This is a genomic window from Candidatus Avedoeria danica (assembly GCA_016703025.1).
Classification (GTDB): Bacteria; Chloroflexota; Anaerolineae; order Epilineales; family Epilineaceae; genus Avedoeria; species Avedoeria danica.
The window spans coordinates 80,368-104,247 of record JADJCV010000003.1 but is presented as its reverse complement, the minus strand read 5'-3'; the positions used below and the strand labels follow the sequence as shown (position 1 = coordinate 104,247).

The 23,880-nt window shown below is 71.7% G+C and carries 13 protein-coding genes and 1 pseudogene; 5 read left to right on the top strand and 9 right to left on the bottom strand.

Translation table 11 applies throughout. The features are described from left to right. Window positions 1-108 precede the first annotated feature (108 nt). Window positions 109-2,997 (top strand): cation-translocating P-type ATPase, encoded by a 2,889-nt coding sequence (locus IPG72_02450; protein ID MBK6767892.1) that lies wholly within the window; start codon window positions 109-111, stop codon window positions 2,995-2,997. Between the two features lie 2 nt (window positions 2,998-2,999). On the opposite strand, the gene IPG72_02445 is transcribed toward IPG72_02450, so the two are convergent. Continuing rightward, on the bottom strand, window positions 3,000-3,620 hold the full coding sequence (locus IPG72_02445) for a hypothetical protein (protein MBK6767891.1): 621 nt from the start codon (window positions 3,618-3,620) through the stop codon (window positions 3,000-3,002). Between the two features lie 264 nt (window positions 3,621-3,884). Then, on the bottom strand, window positions 3,885-4,094 hold the full coding sequence (locus IPG72_02440; GenBank protein MBK6767890.1) for a hypothetical protein: 210 nt from the start codon (window positions 4,092-4,094) through the stop codon (window positions 3,885-3,887). Between the two features lie 645 nt (window positions 4,095-4,739). On the opposite strand from IPG72_02440, the gene IPG72_02435 reads away from it, so the two are divergent. Continuing rightward, a complete protein-coding gene (locus IPG72_02435) occupies window positions 4,740-7,196 on the top strand; it encodes a hypothetical protein (protein ID MBK6767889.1) in 2,457 nt (818 codons plus the stop codon). Next, window positions 7,087-7,809 (top strand): annotated as a pseudogene (locus IPG72_02430) (DNRLRE domain-containing protein). The gene IPG72_02435 and the pseudogene IPG72_02430 overlap by 110 nt, the downstream one beginning before the upstream one ends. Window positions 7,810-8,315: 506 nt before the next feature. On the opposite strand, the gene IPG72_02425 reads toward IPG72_02430, so the two are convergent. The 6 genes from IPG72_02425 to IPG72_02400 all read right to left on the bottom strand — a co-directional run bounded on the left by IPG72_02425 (window position 8,316) and on the right by IPG72_02400 (window position 20,801). After that, the gene (locus IPG72_02425; protein MBK6767888.1) at window positions 8,316-12,206 is read right to left on the bottom strand and encodes a hypothetical protein; all 3,891 of its coding nucleotides are present in this window, start codon (window positions 12,204-12,206) and stop codon (window positions 8,316-8,318) included. A gap of 69 nt (window positions 12,207-12,275) precedes the next feature. Next, a complete protein-coding gene (gene mscL, locus IPG72_02420; GenBank protein ID MBK6767887.1) occupies window positions 12,276-12,650 on the bottom strand; it encodes a large-conductance mechanosensitive channel protein MscL in 375 nt (124 codons plus the stop codon). Window positions 12,651-12,973: 323 nt separating this feature from the next. Beyond that, window positions 12,974-16,108 (bottom strand): hypothetical protein, encoded by a 3,135-nt coding sequence (locus tag IPG72_02415; GenBank protein MBK6767886.1) that lies wholly within the window; start codon window positions 16,106-16,108, stop codon window positions 12,974-12,976. Window positions 16,109-16,176: 68 nt separating this feature from the next. Next, window positions 16,177-17,727, bottom strand: coding sequence for an FAD-dependent oxidoreductase (locus tag IPG72_02410; protein MBK6767885.1), 1,551 nt, complete (start codon window positions 17,725-17,727; stop codon window positions 16,177-16,179). Further along, entirely contained in the window at window positions 17,724-19,016 is a 1,293-nt protein-coding gene (locus IPG72_02405; GenBank protein ID MBK6767884.1) for a homoserine dehydrogenase, read from the bottom strand. Before IPG72_02405 ends, IPG72_02410 begins: the two co-directional genes overlap by 4 nt. A gap of 378 nt (window positions 19,017-19,394) precedes the next feature. Continuing rightward, the gene (locus tag IPG72_02400; protein MBK6767883.1) at window positions 19,395-20,801 is read right to left on the bottom strand and encodes a hypothetical protein; all 1,407 of its coding nucleotides are present in this window, start codon (window positions 20,799-20,801) and stop codon (window positions 19,395-19,397) included. Between the two features lie 270 nt (window positions 20,802-21,071). Between IPG72_02400 and IPG72_02395 the strand changes: the two genes are divergently transcribed. Both IPG72_02395 and IPG72_02390 read left to right on the top strand, forming a co-directional pair. After that, on the top strand, window positions 21,072-21,695 hold the full coding sequence (locus IPG72_02395) for a Uma2 family endonuclease (GenBank protein MBK6767882.1): 624 nt from the start codon (window positions 21,072-21,074) through the stop codon (window positions 21,693-21,695). Window positions 21,696-21,738: 43 nt separating this feature from the next. After that, complete coding sequence (locus IPG72_02390) at window positions 21,739-22,386, top strand: Uma2 family endonuclease (GenBank protein ID MBK6767881.1); 648 nt, start codon at window positions 21,739-21,741, stop codon at window positions 22,384-22,386. Here the strand turns inward: IPG72_02390 and IPG72_02385 are convergent. Beyond that, window positions 22,373-23,878 (bottom strand): hypothetical protein, encoded by a 1,506-nt coding sequence (locus tag IPG72_02385; GenBank protein MBK6767880.1) that lies wholly within the window; start codon window positions 23,876-23,878, stop codon window positions 22,373-22,375. The two genes, IPG72_02390 and IPG72_02385, sit on opposite strands and share 14 nt — an antisense overlap. Window positions 23,879-23,880: the final 2 nt, after the last annotated feature.

Genomic DNA, 23,880 nt, shown 5'->3' with positions numbered 1-23,880 from the left:
GCGACCGCCACGGACACAACCCTCGGCGTGGCGCCGATCCAACGTCGATGCCAGAATCGAGGCGATGCCGATCCGCCGCCGACGGCCCCCAACGGACTCACCTGCCCCATGTCCACCTCCTGGCACACCCTCCCCCCCTCCGCCATCGCCACCCACCTCGGCGTCGATCCCGCCGCCGGCCTGACCGACGCCGAGGCCGACCGCCGCCGCACCGCGCACGGCCCCAACGCCCTCGTCGAGCGGGCCGGCGTATCCGCGTGGCGCATCCTCGCGGCGCAGCTCAAGGGGCCGATGGTCCTCGTGCTCGTCGTGGCCGGGGCCGTCTCGATCGTGCTGGGCGATGTGGCGGATGCCGTCGCGATCGCGGCGATCATCGTCCTGAACACCGGCCTCGGCTTCGCGCAGGAGTACCGCGCCGAACGGGCGATGGCGGCGCTCAAGCAGCTGGCGGTGTCCGTCGTGCGTGTGCGGCGGGACGGCATCGTGGCGGAGCGGCCGGCCGTGGACCTCGTGCCGGGGGACGTCGTGCTGCTCGAGGCGGGCGCGGTCGTGCCCGCCGACGGGCGGTGGTTCGAGGCGTCGGCGCTGCGGGTGCTCGAAGCGATCCTGACGGGCGAGTCGGAGGCCGTCGACAAGGGGACGGCCGCGCTGGCGCCGGGCGAGTCGACTTCGGGCGTGCCGGTATCGGGAGAACCGGCATCGGGCGAGCCGGCATCGGGCGAGCGGGCGGTGGGCGATCGGACAAACATGGCCTACAAGGGGACGACGGTCACGGCCGGGCGCGGCGTGATGGTCGTCGTCGCAACCGGCATGGCCACCGAACTCGGCCGGATCGCCGATCTGCTGCAGGCCGTGCCGGAGGAAGCGACGCCGCTGCAGCGCCGGCTGGCGCAGCTCGGGCGCGGCTTGGGGGCGGCGGCGATCGTCGTCGTGGCGGTGGTCGGCGCGATCGGGCTGTGGCGCGGCCAGCCGCCGGCGCTCGTCCTCATGACGGCGCTCAGCCTGGCGGTCGCCGCCGTGCCGGAGGGCCTGCCGACGGTCGTGACGATCGCGCTGTCCATCGGCGGCCAGCGGCTGCTGGCGCGGCGGGCGCTTGTGCGGCGCCTGCCGGCCGTCGAGACGCTGGGCTCCGTCACGGCGATCTGCTCGGACAAGACCGGCACGCTGACCGAGAATCGGATGACGGTCGTCGTCCTCGACGTCGCCGGGCACCGCGTCGACCTGCAGGAGCGGATGGAGGACGACGAACCGGTGCTGCTGGCGTCGGAGCGTGAGGTGGACCACCCGTCGATCGCCCTGCTGCTGACCGCCGCCGCGCTGTGCAACGATGCGTCGCTCGCCCCGTCGACCGACACGCCCGGCGAGCTGCGCGCCGTCGGCGACCCGACGGAGGGCGCGCTCGTCGTCGCCGCGGCCCGGTTCGGGCTGCGGCAGGAGCCGCTCTCCGCCGCGCTGCCGCGGACGGCCGAGCGCCCGTTCGACGCCGAGCGCAAGCGGATGACGACGGTGCATCGTGTCACCAACGCCGCGACGCTGCCGGCGGCGGTTCAGGACGCGCTGCGCTTCGCGGACGGCGGCACGGCGCCGGGCGTGGCGTTCACGAAGGGGGCGGTCGACGTCGTCCTCGAGCTGGCCGACCGCGTCTGGATCGACGGTCGGCGCGCGCCGCTGGATGAGGCGCAGCGCGCACGGATCGCGGCGGCGCACGATGGTCTGGCGGCGAGCGGGATGCGGGTGCTGGGGGTGGCGGTGCGGCGGATGGGGCCGGTGGCGGGCATCGGGGGAGCGGACGGCAAAGGCGACGACGTCGACAGCGCGACGGACGCCGCGATGGACGCGGCGTCCGAAGAGCGCCTGACGTTCGTCGGCCTGTGCGCGATGATCGATCCGCCCCGCCCTGAGGCGCGCGCGGCGGTGGCGCTGTGCCGGACGGCGGGGATTCGGCCGATCATGATCACCGGCGACCATCCGCTGACGGCGCTCCAGATCGCGCGCCAGCTCGGGATCGCTGACGGCGCCGGTGCCGCGGGAACGGCGACACCCGTCCTCACCGGCGCCGAGGTCGAGCGCCTGTCGCCTGCCGAGCTCGCCGACGCAGCCGAGGTCACGCCGGTCTTCGCCCGCGTCTCGCCCGAACACAAGCTGCGGATCGTCGAGGCGCTGCACGCGCACGGCCACGTCGTGGCGATGACGGGCGACGGGGTGAACGACGCGCCGGCGCTCAAGCGCTCCGACATCGGCGTGGCGATGGGGATCACGGGCACGGACGTGACGAAGGAGGCGGCCGACATCGTCCTGTTGGACGACGACTTCGCGACGATCGTGCGCGCCGTGGAGCAGGGGCGCGTGGTCTACGACAACATCCGGCGCTTCATCAAGTACGCCCTGGCCAGCAACGCGGGCGAGATCTGGGTGATGGTCCTCGGCCCGCTGCTCGGCATGCCGCTGCCGCTGCTGCCGCTGCAGATCCTGTGGGTGAACCTCGTGACGGACGGCCTGCCCGGCCTGGCGCTGGCCGTCGAGCCGGCCGAGCCGGACGTCATGACCCGCCCGCCGCGCCCGCCGACCGAGTCCGTCTTCGGCCGCGGCCTGGCCACCCACGTCCTGTGGGTCGGCGCCCTCCTCGGCGTCACGTCGCTGGCCGCCGGCTGGTGGGGCTGGCGCACGGGCAACGCGGCGTGGCAGACGATGCTCTTCACGACGCTCACGTTCAGCCAGATGGGCCACGCGATGGCGGTGCGCTCCGAGCGGGTGTCCGTCTTCCGGCTGGGCGTGCGCTCCAACTGGGCACTGTTCGCCGCCGTGACGCTGACGATCGGGGCACAGCTGGCGGCGATCTACGTTGGGACGCTGCAGGCGGTGCTGCATACGGTGGCGTTGAGCGGGGGGGAGCTGGGGGTGTGCGTGGGGGTGGGGTCGGTGGTGTTTTGGGCGGTGGAGGGGGGGAAGGGGTGGCGGAGGAGGTGGGGGCGGTCGGATCGCGCTCGCGTGGCGTGATATTAGAGACGCAGGGCCGCGCGCGTGACCAACTCCCATTCGACGAGCAGTTCGTTGGCCTGCATCATGTCTGCTTGCACCAGCTCCAGCATCTTTATGTATTCCTGTTTCTGCATAACAACCCAATCGCGTTCGTCTCCGGGCGCGAACGCGATCAACCGTCTAAGAGCCATTATGGCCGCCGCCCGCCTGCCGGAAGCAACCAAGGAATATGCGATGGCTGCCAAGGCCGCATCATTATCTCCAGTAAGTCTGTACCATTGGGCGAGTTCACTCGGATTCGCGACTTCGTCCAGGTAGGCAAGCCCCTGTGCGCGAATGGCTGCGATAATCGAGCGAAGGTCATTTACATCAAATCCGGAGCCACCACCTGGACTACGCAAACGAATACCGAGGCTCAGATCCACAGCTGAACTGCCGCGTCGATAATTCTGTCTTGGCAGATAGAGGGGCTGAACGAATGCCGTGATAACATAGTTGTCACCAGATCGTTGCAGAACAAGCCCTCTCAGAATACGATCGATCGGCTCTCGCACGAGAATACTTCGATGCAGAACGAGCCCTATGTCGCTTGCGGAAATGGCTCGCAGCGTGTCGCGCGTCCGCGGCGTCTTGGTCGTCATTGGAGAGAATTCTAGCGCCGCGGGGCGGAGCACAGTGCATCGCGCCGCGAACCACTGTGCTCCGCCCCGCCATTCACTGTGCTTCGCCGCCCGTTTCACTGTGCTTCGAAGCCCGATTCACTGTGCTTCCCACGCCTCCCCGCCGAGCCCGCCATCCGGCACGCGAGCCCAAATGGAGGCAAACGCCAGAACGGGGAGCCGCCCCATGACGGCTCCCCGTTCCTCCGATCCCAGGGCGCGCACCCCAAGCAGCGCGCCCGCAGGTCAAGTCACCCGCACGACGCGCGTCACCGGCACCCCAGCCCCATCCGGCCGCCTCGCCCGCAGCTCGCGCGGATCGGCCGTGTGCATCCGGGCCAGCGGCCTGGTGATCCACATCCCGACCGAAACGCGCTCGGCCGGGAAGGCGATGTCGATCAAGTGCGCGTGCGTGACGTGCGAGCAGCGGTTCACGGCTTCCATCCAGTCGACCATCGTCGTTTCTCCTGCAGCCGGGGTCGCCCTAGAGAGCCGGTCAAGTAATCGTTCTTCCGACGTGGCCGCGCCCCGCGGTCCCTCACCCGGCGCGCTGGGGCGCGCCTGCCCTCTCCCGCGGGGGCGGGAGAGGGCACGTCTAGCCGGATTCCACCGCCCAAGTTGACGTGATCGACCTCAAGAAGGATGGATCCTTTCTCCCGCCCCCGCGGGAGAAAGGTGGCAGCGCCGCAGGCGCTGACGGATAGAGGGAGAGTCCGGTGACCATTACTTGACCGGCTCTCTAGGATCTTTGACCGCGGGCAAGGGTGCGATTCGGCGGGCGTGCGACCAGCATACGGTCACACGCGCCTTGTGGAACAGGCCGAAACCGCCGCGGCGCCGCCGCGCAACCCTTAATCGCCTGCCGCGCGAGCCGAACCGCCATGCGGAACCCGGCGCATCGAAACGCATCGCCCGCGGTTCTCTACCTCCGCAACCGCCCGCTCGCATCCGCACCATCGGCGCAAAGAGTGCCACTTGCCGCCCCGTTCCACGCAGTGCTAGCTTCAACCGACCTGATCAACCCAACCGACCCCAACCGACCCAACCGACGAAGCCGCCGGCCCCCCCTCACCACCCTCCGCACCGAAACGGACCCGCCCCATGCCACCCGCCGCCGCCATCCGCCGACCGTTCCGCTGTCCCCGCACCCCGCATCGCGCCGCCGCCACGATCGCCACCCTCCTCACCCTCGGTCTCCCGATGTTGGGATCGGGCGCCGTGCCGCCGTCGCCCCGCGCCCATGCCGCCGCGGCCGCCGCCGCCGACGTGGCCGCCGTGGCCGCTCGGCTGGACTTCGAAGTGCACGGCTACGAGATCGGCATCGAGACGGCCCTCCTGACCGCGCCCGAGGTTCGCCTCCTCGATGCGGCCGGCCGGCGAATGGTCGTGGCGGCCGTTTCGCCGGTCCGGGTGGACAACGTCGACCAGCAGGGCCGCTGGACGGCCAGCGTGCGGGCGAACCCCCAGGACCCGCTCGTGATCGAGCCCGGGCAGACCGTCGAGGTGGCCTTCGGCCAGACGGTGACGCGCGTCGCCGTGCCGAACGTGACGGCCGAGCTGACCGCCGACGCGCTGGCGGTGACCGGACAGGCGCCGGCTCCGGGCAAGGTCGAGGTGTCGTTCGTCGACGGCTATCAGAGCATGCGCAACGAGGTGTCGTTCCTCGACGGCTACCAGAGCGTGCGCAACGTCCCGCCGCCGGCCACCGCCGCCCGCAGCGCGACGGAGGGGCGCTTCCGCCTCATCCTCTCGCCGGCCATGGACGTCGGCCCGGGCGTGATCGGCACCGCCACGTACGTCCATCCGGACGGCCACCGGATCGCGCGCACGTTCGGCCGGCCGGGCGTGCTCCTGGACTTCGACCGCGGCGTGGCGCAGGCGTTCGCGCCGTACAGCCCGCGCCTGACGATCCGCGTCGGCGACGCGATCGGCGAGCGGTGGCGCAGCGCGCCGGCCGCTTGGTCCGGCGGCGGGCGCCACTACACCCCGCTGCTCGAACAGGTGGGCGACGTGCGCTACGTCCTGGACGCGGTGCCGGGCCAGCGTGTCTCCTTGTGGGACGGCGACGTCCAGGTGGCCGATGCGCCATTCGGCGTGCTGCGCGCCCGCCTCGTGCCGGAGTACGGCATGATCGCCGGACACACCGTGCCCGGCGCCAAGCTGCGGGCCACGGTGACCGGTCAGGCACAGCCGGTGATCCCGTTCTTCTATGCCAAGGAGGACGGCACGTTCTCCACATACGGCCTCACGCGCGGCGAACACGGGCGGATGTTCGGCCGGGTGCAGTCCTTCCCGAGCGGCGCATTCGCCTACGAGGCACCGCTCATCGTCCCGTCCGAGCGGATCGATCTGTACGGCAGCGGCGCCGGCATCAGCGCGGAAAGCGACGGCGAGATCACCGGGTGGTACGCCTCGGCCGACGGCACGCGGGCCCTCACCCGATTGCTGCCGCATCAACGACATCTCCCCAACGAGATGCAGCTGCGGTTCGACTGGTACGATGCGAACGGCCGGCCGGCGGTCATCGCGCCCGGCGACCGGCTGGCATTCCAGCCGCTCGACGGCACGACGGTGACACTCCGGGTCCCGGACATCGACCTCCGAGTGGCGCCGGACGGGCAGACCCTCCTCGGGCACGGACCGCCCGGTTCCGTGCTCGCCGGTGTACGCTACGGCAGGGCCGGCGACGTGCTTGCCCCCGTGAACCTCCCGTTTCCCGATCAGGAAGGGAAGCTGGCCGGCATCACGGGCAAGATCGGCCCGGACGGCACGTTCGAGCTGCCGTGCGAGGAAGTTTGTCCGTCGCCCTTGGGACGCGTCACCATCAAGCCGCCGTGGAAGGACGTTCCTTCCGGGCGGGCGACGTACAGCGTGGTCTTCTTCGCCCCCGCGCTCAGCGGCGCCGCCCCGTCGCTTGGCCTCGTCCGGGGCTTCGCCACCGCCGGCGCGCACGTCACGGCCGGCGTGCTCGATGCGGACGGCGCCCCGACGGCCACGCGCACGACGGTCGCCGCGTTCGTCACGGCGATCCGCCCGGCCCGTTGGTCGATCGACTTCAGCGACCGATTCCCACACGGCATCCCGACCGGCACGCGCTTCCGCATCGCCGTGGACGATGAAGCCGTCGATCTCGACGTGCCGGTCGTGACGCACGAGCCCGACGTCCTGGCCGACGGCGTCGCCGGCACGGCACCGGCCGGCTGGGCGGTCGAGGCATGGGCACTGCCCAACCTGGCGATCGATGCCGCCCGCGCGCCGACGAAGGCCGTGGCCACGGTCGCCGCCGACGGACGGTGGCGCGTGACGTTCGACGGCTACAATCTCCGCGCCGAGGACGACGTGACGCTCACCTTCCGCCCGCCGGACGCGCCCGTCTTCTACCAGTACGACCTCGGCCACCTCGCCGGCCCCCCGGAAGCCACGGCCGGACCGACGCCGACCGCCTCGACTACCCCGCCGCCCACCGCCACGCGCGCGGCGACGGCCGAGCCGACGCCGCCGGCCGTCGCCGCCGGCCGGACGCTGTATCTGCCGGTGGCGCGGCGCGACGGACCGTGAAGTCCGATCCCGAAAGGCACGAACGATGACCCAACACGCGGTATGGATCACGGCGCTGTTCGCCGCCCTCGGCGTGGCCGCGGCCGCACCGGCGACCTCGGCGCACGTCGACGCGCCCGCCGGCGTCACCACCTCCGTCACCCTCTACCCCGTCGCCGACACCTACGTCGACCAGCAGAACCCGACGCAGAACTTCAACACCGCCGCGCAATGGCCCGTCGAGCGGCGGACGAACAACACGGAGCGCTACCCGCTCCTGCGGTTCGACACGTCGGCGATTCCCGAGGACGCGACCGTCACGAGCGCCGACCTGAAGGTCTACCTGATGAGCGGCAGCGGCGACAGCCCGATCCTCGTCAAGGTCGAGCGGATCACGTTCACCTGGAACCAGGACACCGTCACGTGGAACAGCCGGCCGCCGGTCGCGGGGGTCTACGGCTCGTGGGAGACGGACAACGATCCCGGCACGCGCACGTTCGACATTCGCGTCCTCGCCGCCAACTGGATCCGCGATGCCTGGCCGAACCACGGCGTGACGCTCCGCGGGCCGGACGGCGGCACGTACGAGCGCCTCTACCGCGCCACGGGCGCCACCCGACCGCACCTCGACATCGTCTACACGGCCCCCGAACCCACGGCGACGGCGACCTCGTCGTCCACGGCCGGCACGACCCCCAGCCCCAGCGCAACATCCACCGCCACGCCGTCGTCCACATCCACACCGGCGCCGACGTCGACCCCGACCTCGTCGCAAACCACGACGCCCACACATACGCCGTCGCCCACCGCGACACCGTCGCCGACGTCGACCTCCGCCCCGTCCACCACCCCGACCGACCCGCCCACCGCCACGTCGACGCCCACGGAGACCCCGCTGCCGCCCGGCAGCGCGACGATCACGGTCACGACGTCGCCGACGCCGTCCATCACGCCGCCGACACCCGCGACCGCCACGCCGTCGGAGACGCCGACGACCACGCGGACGCCGTCGCCGACCATCTCCACCCCCGGCCCATCGTCAACGCCGACGCCGTCGGACACGCCGACCTACGGCTCGCAGACGCCTTCCCGCACGCCGACGCAGACGGACACGCCGACGCCGCTCGATCGTCACATCCTCTACCTGCCCATGACCCTCCGCTCCGCCACGATCGAGATCGACCCGCCGACCCCGACCGCCATCATCCCTCCCCCCAACCCGTGATCCTCCCCCTCCCCCAGACTTGGGGGAGGGGGTCGGGGGGAGAGGGCCTCAGGCCGACCGCCGGCACGACGCTCGCCCGACACCGCTTCCAACAGCGGCCCTCCCCCACCCTCCCGCACCACGAAGTCATCGAACCGCACCACCACGTCCGGATCCGCCAGGCTCGTCACGATCACCCCCGCCCGCCCCGCCGTCGCCAGCCCCGGCACGTCAAGCGCGCGCAGCTCCGTGTCGTTCGCGAAGAACGTCACGCGGCCGTCCCGGCGGACCGCCTTCAGGCGGTTCACCGCGCCGGCGCCGGTGAGGAGGGCGTCCGAGGCGGTCAGGCCGACGAGCGTCTGCCAGGTCGTGCCGTTGTAGCGCTCGATGATGTACTTGCCGTCGGGCTGGATCTGCAGCGTCACCTGCGCCACGCTGACGTTCTCGCCCACGGCGATCCCCGCCGTGCCGACGGCGGCTGACGCGTAGCGGACGGTCGCCTCAACCGTGCAGTTCGCGCAGCGGACCTGTGGCGCGAGGCCGAGGACGAAGATGTCCGTCAAGCGCAGGGCGACCTCGTACTCGCCGTTCACGTAGCGCATTCGGTGCTGGGCGTCATCGACGGTGACCCAGCCGGTTGTCGGGTCGCTGAAGTCGTCCTGGAAGAGGATTGCGCCGGCCGGCCGCGTCGGCTCCGGCGACGGTGTCGGGATGGCCGTCGGCTCGGGCGAGGGCGTCGCGGTCGGGCGATCGCCCGTGAAACGCGTGATGAGGACGTCGTCGAAGCGGGCCGTCGCGGCACCGTCGCCGACCGCCTGGAGCATGAGCACCGCGCCGCCGCGCTCGGCGAGGAGCGGGTGCTCGAACGTCCGCAGGCGCTCGCCGTTCACGAAGAGCGTCACCATCGCGCCCTCGCGCTCGACCCGCAGCCGGTTCGGCGCCGTGCCGCGGGCGATCGCGGCCGAGGCGCGCTTGCCCTGGTGCGTCTTGGCACCGACGCCGCCCAGCTCGTAGATGCCGTACGTCCCGTCGGCGAACACGAAGAACATGAAGCCGAGGCTCGGCGGCCCGAAGCCGAGGCCGTAGAACGCCCCGCTGTCGCCGACGCGGCGCATCGTCGCCTCGAACGCCCCGTCGCCGAACATCCCGACGGGCGCGCCGGACCGGACGAGGACGTTCGAGCCGTCGGCGATGAGGTCCAGCCCGCCCTCGGCATACCGGACGTGCTCCTGTTGGAAGTCGTAGAGCGGCCAGCCGCTGTTTACATCCTCGAAGTCGTCGAACAACACGACCTCCTCGCCCGCCGGCACGGTGACCACGGCGGTCGGCCGCGGCGGCGGCGAGGCAGTGTGGGTGGGCGTGAACGTCGGCAGCGGGCGGCGCGTGGCGCTGGCCGTCGGCTCGAACGGCACCGGCGCACTCGACGCGTCGCGCGCCGCGTCGCGACCGGCCCACGGCAGCAGGGCCTGTTGCCGCGGCCGCACCTCGCGCCACGCCACCTTGGCCACGAAAGCATCCATGTTGGCCTTCGCGCCGCCCGGCGGGCCCGGGATCGTCCCCATGCCGTCGCCGCCCGGGAACGTGTCGCGGTCCGAGAACGTGTCGCCGACGACGTACGCCGCACCCGCGTCGTCCACATCCAGCCAGAAAGCCGCGTCCCACAGGTTGCCGCCGATCAGGCCCATGTAGTCCCAGTTCGCCGTCGGGTCGGTCGCGCTCGGGTCGAGCTTCAGCCGGCCGATGAAGGCGTCCATCACGTTCTCGTCGGCCCGGTGCTCGGCGTCCGTGTTGAACGTCCGGTCCGGCCCGCCGACGAACGGGAACGTCGCCTCCGTCGAGCGCGTCCAGCCGGTGACGTACAGCGCCCCGTCCGGCCCGAGCGCCACCGCCTGGCCGTAATCGTCGTTGTCGCCGCCGACAAACCCGCAGTACTCGAGCGCCGACCCGTCCGGCTTCACCTTGGCCACATAGGCGTCCGCCGCGCCGTTGAACGTCCGGTCCGGCCCGACCGTCACCGGGAACGAACCGTCGCTCGTGTCCATGGCGCCCGTGAAGTAGGCCGCGCCCGCGTCGTCCACCGCCATCCCCTTCGCGTCGTCGTCGCCGGTGCCGCCGACGTAGCCGGCGTAGACGAACCCGGTGCCGTCGGCACGGATCTTCACGATGTAGGCGTCCAGGACGCCGTTGAACGTCCGGTCCGGCCCGGGGATGTCGCCGAAGCCGTCGCCGTCCGGGAACGTCCGCTGATCCGAGTCCGTCGTGTTGCTCAGGTAGACGTTGCGTTCCCGATCGATCGCAATGTGGCCGGCGCTCCAATTCCTCGGATAGACCGCCACGTCGTTGCCCGCCCCGCCGATGAAGCCGCCCCACACCAGGTTGTCCACCGGCTCGGCGGCGAACGGCTCGGGCGCGACCTTGACCACGAAGGCGTCGACCTTTCCGTTCTGCGTCACGTCCGGCCCGATCTTCACCGGGAACGTGCGCTCCGTCGAGTCGACATCGCCCGAGACGTACGCCGCCCCGTCCGCGTCGACGACGAGCCCCTCGCCGAAGTCGGCCCCGGCGCCGCCGATATAGCCGTTGTAGACGAGGTCGGAGCCGTCCGGTGCGATCTTGGCCACGTATGCATCCAGCTGGCCGCCGTTGTACGTCAGGTCCGGTCCGCCGCTCACCGGGAACGTGCGCTCGTCCGACGGGGTGGAACCCGTCACGTACGCCGCGCCGTGCGGATCGACGTCGATGTCGAAGGCCGCGTCCTTGCCTTCGCCGTCGATGATCACCTGGTAGACGATCTGCGTCCCGGTCGCATCGATCTTCGTCACGAACGCCGCGTCCCCGAGCTCGCCGGCGACGTAGGTGTTGCGCGCCGCGTCCACCTCGATCCCGAGGCCGCGATCCCGCTCGTCACCCCCGATCCAGCCGGCGCTGACGACAACGGCCGGGTCGATGACGAGGGGCTGGGTACCGTCGTACGGGCCGACGGTGAAGCCGTATCGATTCGCGTCGCCGCCGCCGGCCAACCGATACCGCACATCCACCGCCACCCGCCGCCCGTCGACATCCTGCCACGCGATCGGCGCCTCGTCGACGATGTCCCCCGCGGCCGTGCGGACGACGAGCGCGCCGTCCGCGCGAATCGCCGCACCCGTCGCGCCGCGCCACGCCAGCGCGATCGCGTCCGGATCGGCGCCGGGTGCGACGGTGAACGTGTGCTTCAGGCGCCGGTCCGTGCCGTCGAACGCGACGTCGATGCCCGGCCAGACGGCGCGGTAGGCGACGCGGCCGTAGATCGGCAGGCCGCGCAGCCAGTCCTCGGGCGGGCCGCTGAAGCGGCTCCACACGCCGCCCGTCGGCGCTTCGGCGACAGGCAGGGCTTCCGGGCGACCGCCGACGAACACGAGGCCGACGGCGTCGACGGTGCCGCGCAGCGCGTCGCCGGACCGCCCGCCGGCGTCCAGCGCGGCCAGCGCGTCCGGCGCCGCCGGGCGTTCCACGTCGGCCCAGCACACGCCGTCGACGACCATGCGGTCGCACGGACCGGGCGGCGGCGGCGTGACGAGGCGGAGCGACAGCCCGCCCGGGCCGAAGAGGACGCTCGCCCGGCCGCCGCGCACGACGTGCGTGGCCCACGGATCGGCCTGGCCGCCGTTCGGCACGATCGCCAGCGGCAGTCGGCCGAACGCCGGCACGACGGCGGGCGCCTGGGCGGCGGCGGGCGGCGGGCGGCGCCCATCGTCGACGAGCGACGACGTTGCGGCGGCGGCCAGCAGGACGGCGGCCGCGAGGGCGACCTGGCGGCCATGATTGGGCATGCGCTGGGTGTTCATGCTCTTGGCTCCTTGCCTACGCTTGGGTCCGTACCCGTCGGGGCTCCGCACCCGCCTTGGCTCCTTGCCTCAACCGCGTGCCTGCAACAGGTCGCGGATCTCGCCGAGCAGCTTCGCCTCGTCGGACGGCTCCGGCACGACGGGTTCCGGCGGCGGGCCAGCCATGAAGCGGTTCGCCTGGCGGACGATGAGGAAGAGCACGAACGCCACGATCGCGAAGTCGAGGATGCTCTGTACGAAGAGCCCGTACTTCAGCTCGACCGCCCCGATCGTCACGCTCAGGGCCGTCAGATCGACGCCGCCGAGCATCAGCCCGACGAGCGGCATGAGGACGTTGTCGACGAGCGACGAGACGATCTTGCCGAACGCGGCGCCGATGATCACACCGACGGCCAGGTCGACGACGTTGCCTTTGAACGCGAACGCTTTGAACTCGGAGAGCATCCCGTCCTCCTTGCTGCGCGGTCAGTGATGTGGCTCGGACTCGCCCAGTTCGGGATGTGGACCCGGCTGGCTGATGTCGCTTTCGATGCCAACGCAGATCCCGAAACCCGTGACGATGCCGCCCCCATTGTGGACGTACGTTCCCGACCGTGCAACGCCCTCGCCGCCGCGGATCCAGTCCTCGCGCGGCCCGCATAAGGTTCCCCATAAGAACCGGCGCGATGACTGGATCCGCCTCTGCAACGATCCTTGCCCGTGTGGTTGTTGATAGGCGTTCCAAGCAGCTGATCCGCGCACCCTGAGGCACGTCGTGCCGGATCCCGTTACGGCCCCGCCGTCGGCGTCGCCCGCTCCGCCGTCCAGCGCGTCACGAGGAAGTCGTCGAAGCGGGCGCCGGCCGGGGTGTTGTTGCCGGCGTAGATGAACAGGCCCGGCTGGCCGGGTCCGGCCAAGTCGTCGTTCGTCACCTGGCCCTTGCGTGCGCCGTCGATGAAGAGCACCGCGGTCGTCCCGTCGCGCTCGACGCGCAGCCGCACGGCCGTGCCGGGCGCGTTCGGTATGCCGAAGGCGTTCGTCATCGGCAGGACCTCGGACAGGCTGCCGCCGGCGATCTTGTAGACGCCCCAGCGACCGCCGCCGTTCAACGCGAACAGGTAGGGCGTCGAGGCGCCGAAGATCAGGCCGTAGCTGGCATCCGACCCCTCCGCCAGACGGGCCGTGGCGGTCAGCGCGCCGTCGCCGAAGCTGACCCGGCGCGGCGCGAACGGCGCGGTGATCCACTTCACCACGTCCGTGGCCACCTCGAACTCGTCGTCGACGTAGCGCCAGACGTCGCCGTCCTCGTCCATCACCTGCCAACCGCTGGCCGTGTCGCCGAAGTCGTCGAAGAAGACGACCTCTTCGCCCGCCGGCGGCGTGATCGCCTTCGTCGGGCGGGCGGTCGGCGCGGGCGTGTTCGTCGGGCGGCGCGTGTTCGTCGGCCGGGGCGTCGGCGTCGGGGCCAGGGTGACGGCGGCGGGCGGCGGCACGTCGTCGCGGCCGACGGCGCGGCCGAGCCACGGCAGGAACGCAAGCGACGGCGGCGGTCGCCAGTCGATGCGCGCGACGAAGGCGTCCGTGGCGCCCTTGAAGATGCCGTCGAACGTCGGCAGCGGCCCCATGCCGTCGCCGTCCGGGAATGTCGCCGCGCCGGAGTCCACGTCACCGACGATGTGGGCGCGGTGTTGGCTGTCGACGGCGACCCAGTAGGCGCCGTCGCCCTGGTCGCCGCCGACGTAGCCCAAGTAGTCCCAGTTGCCGCGCGGGTCGGCGTCGTCGATCTCCGCCGCCAGACGGCCGATAAACGCATCGCCCTCGTCCGCGTCGTCCGACAAGCCCTTGGGACCGTTGTGCGTGCCGTCCGGACCGCCTGTGGCCGGGAACGTCGCCGCGACCGACTCCGTGCGGCCGGTCACGTAGACGGCGCCGTCCGGCCCGAGCGCCACCGCCTGGCCCTGCTCGTCGTCGTCGCCGCCGACGAAGCCCGACCACACGAGGGACCGCCCGTCGGGCGCGATCTTCGTCAGCGTCGTGTCGTACATGCCGTTGTACGTGAGGTCCGGCCCAACCCGAGCCGGGAAGTCGTCCGACAACGTGGCGCCGGTGACGACCGCGGCGCCGTCGGAGTCGATCGCCATCCCCTTGCCGTCGTCGTCGGCGCTGCCGCCCAGGAAGCCGGCATACGCCAGCCCGGCGCCGTCGGGCCGGACCTTGGCGACGTACGCATCCCAGTCACCGCCGTTGTGCGTCCCGTCGAACGTCGGCAGGTCGCCCAGCCCGTCGCCGTCCGGGAACGTGTCCTCGTGCGACGTCGTCTGACCCGAGAGGTAGGCCGCGCCGACGGCGTCGATCCCGATGTGGCCGGAGCTGAGCCAGCCGTCATCCGTCACAGTGACGTCGAGCCCCGACCCGCCGACGAAGCCGGCGTACGCATAGTTGGCGGCGACGTCACTCGACGTCGGATTCGGCTTGAGCTTCAGGACATAGGCATCGAAGTCGCCGTTGTGCGTCAGATCGGGACCAACCGTGACCGGGAACGTCGCCTCGGTCGATTCGGCCAGGCCCGACAGGTAGGCGTGCCCGTCGCCGTCGACGACGACGCCCTCGCCGAAGTCGACGGCCGCGCCGCCGAGGTAGCCGCAGTACACGAGGTCGGCCCCGTCGGGCGCGAACTTGGCGACGAAGCCGTCCGCCGCGCCGCCGTTGTAGCTGCCGTCCGGCCCGCCCTCGAACGGGAACGCGCCCCCGCCGTCGCCGATCACCGCGCCCGTCACGTAGGCGAAGCCGGCACCGTCGACGGCGATGTCGAAGCCGGCGATGCTGCCGTCCGCATCCAACAAGGCGACGTGCTCGACGACCGACCCGTCCCCCTTCAGCTTGGCGACGTAGGTCTGCGTCCCACGCTCCCCCGTCACCCACACCGCCCCGTCCGGTCCAAGGGCGATCCCAAGCCCGCGGTCCGTCCCCGCCACGCCGAGAAAGCCCGCCCACGCCACCACGGCCGGGTCGATGACGAGCGGCCGCGTCGGATCGTATTCACCCACCCCGAACCCGTACGCCAACCCATCGCATTTCCCGGCAGGGGCGCACGGCCGTGCGCCCTCCTCGTCGTCCAGCCGATACCCCACCTCCACCGCCACCCGCCGCCCGCCGACCTCCTGCCACGCCACCGGCGCCGCGTCCACAAGGTCACCGTCCGTCGTCCCGACGATCAGCCGCCCCGCCCCATCCACGCGCAGCGACCGCGCGCCGCGCCACGCCAGTGCGATCGCCGCCGGATCGGCGCCCGGCGCGACGGTGAATGTCTGCTTGAGGCCGCTCGCCTCGCCGTCGAACGCAACGTCGATGCCGGACCATACGGCGCGATAGACGAGTCGCTGATACGTCGGCTGCCTTGTCCGCCACGCTGCGCGCGGCCCGCTGAAGAAGCTCACCGTCGTCGCCGCCCGCGCTTCGGCCACCGGAACGACGTCGTCCCGACCACCGACGAACGCCAGCTCGACCGCGTCGACGGTTCCACGCGCCGCGTCGCCCGCCCGCGCACCGGCGGACAGCGGTGCGAGCGGGTCCGGTGGACCACCGGCGCCGATCGCACCAAGGCACACCCCGTCCCCATGCTTGCCACGACAGGCCAGCGACCGCGCCGCGCCCGCTTTCGCCAAGCGCACGCGCGCCCCGCCCGGCCCGAACAGGACGCTCGTCGTCTCCCCCTGCGCCACGAACGTCGACCACGGCTCCGCCTGGCCCGAGTTGGCCACGAACAGCAGCGGCTGGCGGGCGAGCGTTGCGGCGACGATGACGTTGGAAGGGGAGTGCGCCTGCCGAACCATCGGCAGCCACATCCCGCCACCGGCCGCCCAAAGGGCGACGGCCGTCACGACGAGAGCAAGAGCGAGGTGCGGACGCATTCGGCGGATCATGGGTCGGCTCCTATCGGCGGTTCGCAGGTCCAGGAAATGCGGTCAACCCCGGCCCACGAAAGCGATGCCTACGCGCTGATCCTGACGGGGTCGGCGGGCAACGCTTCGTCCTGCGGTTCGGCGGCGCGTGCCGCTTGGACGATCGCCACCGCCTTCTCCGCCGCCGTCGCCCCCTCCCGCATCGCCGCGTGCATGTTCGGGTAGCCGAAGCCGCCTTGTCGGCCGACGGACCACGCGTTCGGCCAGCGGGCGACGAACGACTGGAGCGCTTCGAGGTGCGGCTCGAAGCCGAGATCGAACACCGGGTAGGCCTCGGGGGCCCGGACGACGTGCAGCCGGACGATCTCGTCGGCGCGGCAGACGCCCTCGGCCTCGAGGTCGCGGACGACATCGGCGACGGCGTCGGGATCGCCCCGCCACAGGCCGTCGTCCGGTGCGCACATCAGCTCGGCCAGGAGGAGCGTGTGGTCGGGCGGGTCGATCGCCAGGCCGCTGTTCTTGGGCTCCGCCAGGCGATGGAAGCGGCGGTCGCGGTAGTAGACGTACAAGGCGTTCAGGACGCGCGGCCGGCGGATGAGGAAGGCGTAGGCCACCATCGGGCGGTGGCGCAACGCGGCGGCGGCGGCGGTCACGTCCGGCGGCGGCGGCGGGTCGAAGCGCGGCACGATGTGGTTGATCGGCGCGGTGTTGATCACGGCGTCGCACGCCAGGCGCACGTCGCCGGCGTCGTCGGCGGCGGTGCCCGCACCCGCGCCCGCCGGCCGATACCGCACCGCGACGACCCGGCCGCCCGCCGTCTCGACGGCCGTGACGGGGGCCGACGTGATGATCCGCCCGCCGCAGGCTTCCACGTGCTCGGCGAGGGCCGTCGGCATCTCGCCGCTGCCGCGCACGCCGTACCACAGCGTCTCCTCGGCCAGCGCGCTGTCGACGGCGGCACCGCGCGCGTCGCGGAAGCCGAGCGGGGCCAGGGCGCGCTTGACGATGTCGATCGCCGAGAGGCGCGGCATCTTGCGGCGGACGAAGGTGGCCGACAGCGCGCGCGGCGACATGCCCCAGTAGCGCGCCGTGAAGTCGCGGAAGAAGAAGCGGTAGAGGGGCAGGCCGTACAGGGCGATGAGCGCCTGCTCGGCGTCGACGGCCGCACGCGGGCGCAGGCGATTCACGAGCTGCTGGCCGACGAGACCAAAGAGCGCGCGTGCCAGCGTCCACGGCGGGATGCCGCGCAGCAGGTCGCCGAACGCCAGCGGGTAGCGCCGGAAGCCGCGGCCGTAGCGCACCAGCGCCAGCTTCTCGATCGGCCGCAGCCGCGTGCCCATGATCGCGCGCACGTCATCGAAGATGGCGGCGTCGAAGGCGTGGAGGTGGTGGGTGCCCAGATCGATCCAGTTGCCCTCGATCCGCCGCCCGGCTGCCAGACCGCCGACGACGTCGTCACGCTCGAGCACCGTCACGTTCAGCCCGGCACCGGCCGCCACGCGCGCGGCGTACAGCCCGCACACGCCGCCGCCGATGACGACGACGTGCGGTGAACCGCGGGGCGGCGCGACACTGGGCGGCGCGACACTGGGCGGCGCAGCACCGACGCCGGGCATCACGGCAGCGGGCGGGGCGGTCACGCGGCCGGGACAGCCAGGCCCTCGGCCCGCCAGCGCCGGACGAGCCAGCTGTCGGGGAGGACGATGTCGTCCCAGGTGAGCGGCGTGTCCTTGGCGATGTTGCGCCGGATGCGCGGCCGTTCTTCGCCGGCCTCGACGTCGAGCAGCGCGATCGGGACGTGGCCGGCGGCGTCGGCGTCCGCGGCGCGCTCGATCAGGCCGTAGCAGTGGTCGCCGCCGATGCCGTGCGGCACATCCTCGCCGGCCGCCGCATCGCGCTTGGCGTAGGCGTACACGTCCGCGACGCGGCCGCGGCGCGGCTGGAGGACGGCCTCACCATGGAACACGGCCCGGGCGATCGCGCGCGGCGTCTCGAGGTGGCAGAGGTGGTAGGGGCGATAGAACAGGTAGAACGGCCCGTCGCCCAGCTTGTAGTACTGCAGGTAGCGCTGCTGGAGGGGGTCGTCGCACTGCCCGACGACGAACACGCCGCCGCCCGGCTCCGCGCCCAGGATGTAGTCCACGACGCCGGTCGAGCCGTACTTGTGGAAGTCGAACGCCTGGAAGACGTCCCGCACGTCCGCCACCCGCGGCCCCTCCATGCCCGGCAGCCACGGCACGAGGCCGTAGCCGTTCGCCAGGAGCGCCATCTCGACCCCGAGCTTGGTGCCGTCCGTGTAGGCGCAGCACTGCACGGGGTTGAGGTTGCGGATCGCCGCCTCGTGCGCCAGCGACGCCGCCGTGGCGTGGCGGTCGAGGAAGCCCTTGATGTTGCCGGCCATGACCGTTCGGAAGCCCCAGAGCTCGATCTCGTCGATCATCCGCGCCAGCACACCGTGCTGGTCGCCGCCGTCGCTCGTGACGATCGCCCCCTTGCCGCCGCGCTCCGCCCGCGCCACGAGCTGCGGCCCGAGCGCCAGATCGACCTCGGCGTTCATCAGCACGACGTGCAGCCCGCGGTCGATCGCCGCCTCGCACAACCGCCCGGCGAAGCCGATCGTGTTCGTCGCTTCGACGAGGACGTCGAGACGAAGCTCGGGTCGGCCGATGAGGTCGAACGGGTCGGCGGCGATCGGGACGGTGCCGCGAGCGGGCAGGCGGTCGCCCGGGCCGACGGTCTGGGACGGCGCGCCGTACGCGTCGGCCGCCCTGCGGGCCGCGGCGAGGTCGAGGTCGACGACGCACGCCAAGCGCATGCCCGGCGTCCGCGCGATCTGCCACGCGATGCCGACGCCCATCGCCCCGGCGCCGACCAAGGCGACCTCGATGGGTTGGCCGGAGGCTTCGCGCTGTCGAAGGCGTTCGTTCATGGGGCGGATCGTGCGGGGGCGGCGGTCTGCGGCAGCGGCGCGCGCGAAGGCGGCGCGACGGGGCCGGGCCGGTGGGGCGGGATGATGGTGCGCGGGGTGGGGGGAGTCAAGCCTTGCCAGGGCTGTCCCATGCCCACGGGCCCCCAACCCTGGCTGGCCGTTGGCCAGCCTGTCCCTCCCCCAATGCTGGGGCAGGGACTCGACCATGCGTTGTTGGCCCTGCCACCCCTGCCCCAGCATTGGGGGAGGGGTCGGCGCGCAGAGCGCGCCGGGGGTTGGGGGCCTGGCGTGGGCCGCACAGCCGACAATGGAACAGCACTGAGCCTCACCGGGCGAGTGGCGAGCGCACGCCAGTTCGATGTCCGATCGTCGCTTCGCCTACCGCTGCAACCACGGCAGCACCAGCCGCCACGACGTCGTGGCCGGTGTGGACTCCGGCTCCGGCGTGGTCGGCGTCAGTGGGCGGATGCGCACCCGGTAAAGGTGCACGCCGTACCCGCCGAACGCGTCGCGGAACGAGCCGTCGACGAGGGCGACGGTCCTCCCCTCGTCGATGACCTCGACCCCTGCGCCGTCGACGACATCAGGCGATAGCACCGCCGGGTCGATCCGGAACGTCACGTCGCTCGGATCGTCCGTCATCGCCACGGACAGGACGTACAGCCAGCCGCCCGTGCGCTTCACCATGACATCGACGCGGCGGGACGGGTCGTCCGGGGCCACGGCCACGACGCGGTCGACGCTCGGCGAGTTGAGGACCGGGGCGAGGTCGCGGATCTGCCGGTTGAGGTCCGTGACGGCGGCGCGCATGTCCGGATAGTCCAGCAGCGCCGGCTCGCGGAAGCGCGGAAACCACTCGTGGACGAAGTACACGATGCCCATCGAACCGTGGACGAGGCTCATCCAGACCTCGGCGCGCAGCTGCGCGGGCGTCGGCCTCACCTCCGCGCCGATGTGGGTGGTCTCGACGACGTTCCAGACGATCTTCTCCCCCTCCGTCCACTCGCGCAGCCGGTCGACGCCGAGCGCGACGCGCGACAGGTCGCCGGTGATCGGCGCGTCCGGGCTCGTGACGGGGTAGATGTCGAACGAGACGATGTCGGCGCCCTTCACATACTCCCGGTACTGGTCCCACCGCCCAGCGCACGCGCTGCCGCGGCCGTAGTACGGCCGGTCGAGGTCCCAGGCCACGCCCTGCCCCAGGTTCAGCCACACGGGGCGATCCGGATCCGCCGCCTTCATCCGCTCGTAGCGCGCGATGATCTCGGCCGGATCCACGCACGGCCCCCACCCGCCCTGGCCGTCCGACTGCGCGTTGTCCGGCTCGTCCTGCTGCATCCAGCCCTGCAGGATCCGCCCCGTGGCCGTCGACGCACCCCGCCGCGCCAGCGCGACGTCGTTCTGGTCGGCGATGACGGGCATCCCGGCCAACGTCAGCGCGTCGAGCTGGGCGTCGGTCGGCCCCTCCCAGAGGCCGATGAACAGGTTGATGCCGAGCGCGGCGAAGGCCTGCGCGTTGGACGGGCTCTGGAGCCAGACGGCGATCGGGAAGTAGGTGGGGTCGGCGGGGGGGCCGCTGGGCCAGATGTAGGGGGAGGGGGGTGCGGGGTCGTCGGTCGCGGAGCGGGCCGCGGCGGCGGCCGTGCGGACGGCGTCGTCGACGGCGTCCGCACGGCCGTGGGTTCTGGCGGCGACAGCGACGGTGCCCACGATGGCCAGGGCGACGGCCGCGAGGAGGGCGGCGGGAAGGGACGGGCGCGGCGGGCGGTTTGGTGTCGAGCGCATGGGGTGAGCTTATCGTCGGGACTTGGAGCGCGCAACCGATCACGGTAGTACTGGCCGCGAGTCACCGTGATTCACGGCCGTTCTACCGTGATCGCGCGCAAGATGGCATGCTGAGTTGCATCGCCTCTGCTGGCGAGGTGCACAGGCATCGGCTGCAGCTCGACGCCCGTGTCGCCAACGTGTCGCGGACGTGTCCGAAGGACCGTTGCGGTCGTCCGGCCGTCCGTCTATCCTTGCCCGCACGTGCACGACGTGAATCGAGGGGCCCCCATGACCGTCTCGCCAACACTGCGACCGACCGCGCCGCCCGCCCGGCCCCGCCTCCGCGGGCCTGCCAGGCTACGGTTCGACGTCGACATGTTCGTCCGCTTCTGTGCGGCCGAGCTGCCGCCGGACGCGCGGGTCGAGCTGATCGATGGGGTGATCTACGAGATGCCGCCGACGTCGCCCGAACACAACGGTCCAACCATCGACCTGAATCGACTGCTCGTCCAGCGCCTAGGCGATCGCGCCCGCGTGCTGCCCGGCAGCTCCATCCTGCTCGGCCGATGGTCCATGCCCATGCCCGACTTCGCCGTGCTCGTGCGGCACGACGATCCGACCGAGTACCACAAGCGCCACGCCGAGCCTGCAGACTGCCTTCTCATCATCGAGGTCGCGCGATCCAGCCTTCGCTTCGACCGGGGCAGGAAGGCCAGCGCGTACGCGGGAGCCGGGATTCCCGAGTACTGGATCGTCGCTGTCGGCGAGGGCGTGATCGAGGTTCAACGTGAGCCGCGGGCGGACGGGAAGGGGTACGCGTCGGTGGTGCGGTATGGGCGGGGCGAGGCCGTCACGCCGGCGGGGTTCCAGGATGTGCGCATTGGCGTTGACGAGGTGCTCGGGCCGGGATGAAGGCGACGACCGTACGGTTTCGATTCACGAATCGAGGGTGGCCATGACCGTCTCACCGATGGTGCAACCGAATGCGCCAGGCGCGCCGTCCGCGTTTATCTCGCCATCCCGTGGCCGCGCGCCGACCAAGCTGCGGTTCGACGTCGACATGTTCGTCCGCTTCTGTGCGGCCGAGCTGCCACCGGACGCGCGGGTCGAGCTGATCGATGGAGAGATCTACACGATGTCCCCGACAGGCGGCGGCCACAATTCCGCGAGCGTCTTTCTCGGCCGCGTAATCTACGATCAGTTCAAGGGCCGGGCCGACATCCTTCCGAGCAGTTCCGTGAAGATGGACCGCTGGTCCATGCCGATGCCGGACTTCGCCGTGCTCCAGCGGACCTACACACCGGCCGAGCTGCAGGCGCATTCGATCACCGCCGCCGACTGCGCCCTCGTCATCGAGATCAGCCACTCCACCCTCCGCTTCGACCGCCGCGTCAAGGCGCCGATGTACGCCCGCGCCGGCGTGCCGGAGTACTGGGTCGTCGCCGTCGCGGAGAGCGTGATCGAGGTGCACCGCGAGCCAAGGGCGGACGGCAAGGGGTACGCGTCGGTGGTGCGGTATGGGCGGGGGGAGGCGGTGGTGCCGGGGGCGTTTGGAGACGTGCGGATTCGGGTGGAGGACGTGTTCGGGCCTACTGGCGGATGAGGCTGATGGTTCGACGGGCGACGGGCGCAGCCGGAGTCTTGGTCGGTGTCGCGGTCGTCGTTGGCAACGGCGGGGCGTCGCGGGCGACGAGGGGCGGGATGTCGTAGGCCACGAGCTCCATCGCGTTGTCGCCGTAACCCATGCCGTAGTCGTGATAGTCATGCCGCACGAGGCCGATCCCGGAGCAGAACCAATCGTATGCCCGTCCGGAATTCGAGCCCCAGGCAACGTCAAGCCCGTGGCAACCGCGGAACCGGCCGGCCGGAACGCGCACGTCCGCGTCGCCGCTCCAGTGCCACGCCCAGGTGGCGTAGTGCCAGACCGAGGGCGGCCACGGCAACGCGTCGATCGCCAGCGTGTCGACGCCCTCGTTCAATGCGTTGGCCGCCATCTCCGATGCCTCCTGTCCATCTTCGATCGCGATCTTGTCGAGCCACCTTCGCATGATCGAAAGGGACGGCTTGTGATCCGGCCCGAGTCCACGGTGCACCTGCAGGTTCGTCGCGAAGCCGTTCGGGAAGGTGTACAGCCAGACTCCGTCTCGTCCCCACATAACACGCATGCCGGGGCTCGTCGAGACGTGGCTCACCATGACGTCCGGTCCGATCTGCCAGGCCGCGTCGATCGTCTCCGTCACGACGTCCTGCCGCTCGTAGAACGTGTAGTTCGTCATCGACGACCACTCGTACCGCCAACGCGCCCCCGCAGCGACCGGCACGTCGGCGGCGATCTTCGCCAGGGCCGCCGGTACCTGGCCACGCGCGAGGGGCCGCGGCTGCCAAGCGTAGTCCGGCAGATCGGGCGGCCGCGGCGTCGGCCCGTCGGCGGGCCACGGCCACGACTGCGGACGGCGCGGCGTCGCCGTCGGCGCGGATGCGGCCGTCGTCGGCAGCGGCGTCGCGAGGGTGATGTGCGGTAGCGTGGCCGTCGTCAGATCGCGCAGCAGGCATGTCTGCCACGCCACCTCCAGCCAGCTCGCGCCCAGCCATTGCCCCGTCCGGGCATCGAGAACGGCGTGGAACGGTGCGCGGGGCGTGCCGTCAAAGCGCGCGCAGCCGAGCGATGTGGTCAGCACAAAGGACGTTGCGACGCGGTGCCAGTCGTCCGCGGGGACCGATCGCGGGCGCGGCGCGATCGAACCTTCGACGACCACGACGACGTCGGCGAGCGGCGCGGCCGGAGGCTCCGTGGATCGCGAGTCGAATGAATGGATCGCATCGAGGTACGTGAGTCCGGCGTTCGCGACGCCGGGGCGATAGGGCCAACGCTCGAAGAGATCGCGGCCGGTGATGTACGCCGCACCGCCGACGCGCAGGCCCGGCGCGGCGCCCATCCGCTCGCGCACGCTCCGCCGCGCGTCCTCGAGCGTGAGCGACACGGGATAGGGAGTCGGCGTCGGCGACTTAACGGCAACGCCGGGCACTGACATCCAGGCAATGGCGAGGACGGCGGTGCTACGCGCGAAACGGTCGACAACGGCATAGCCAAGCATCT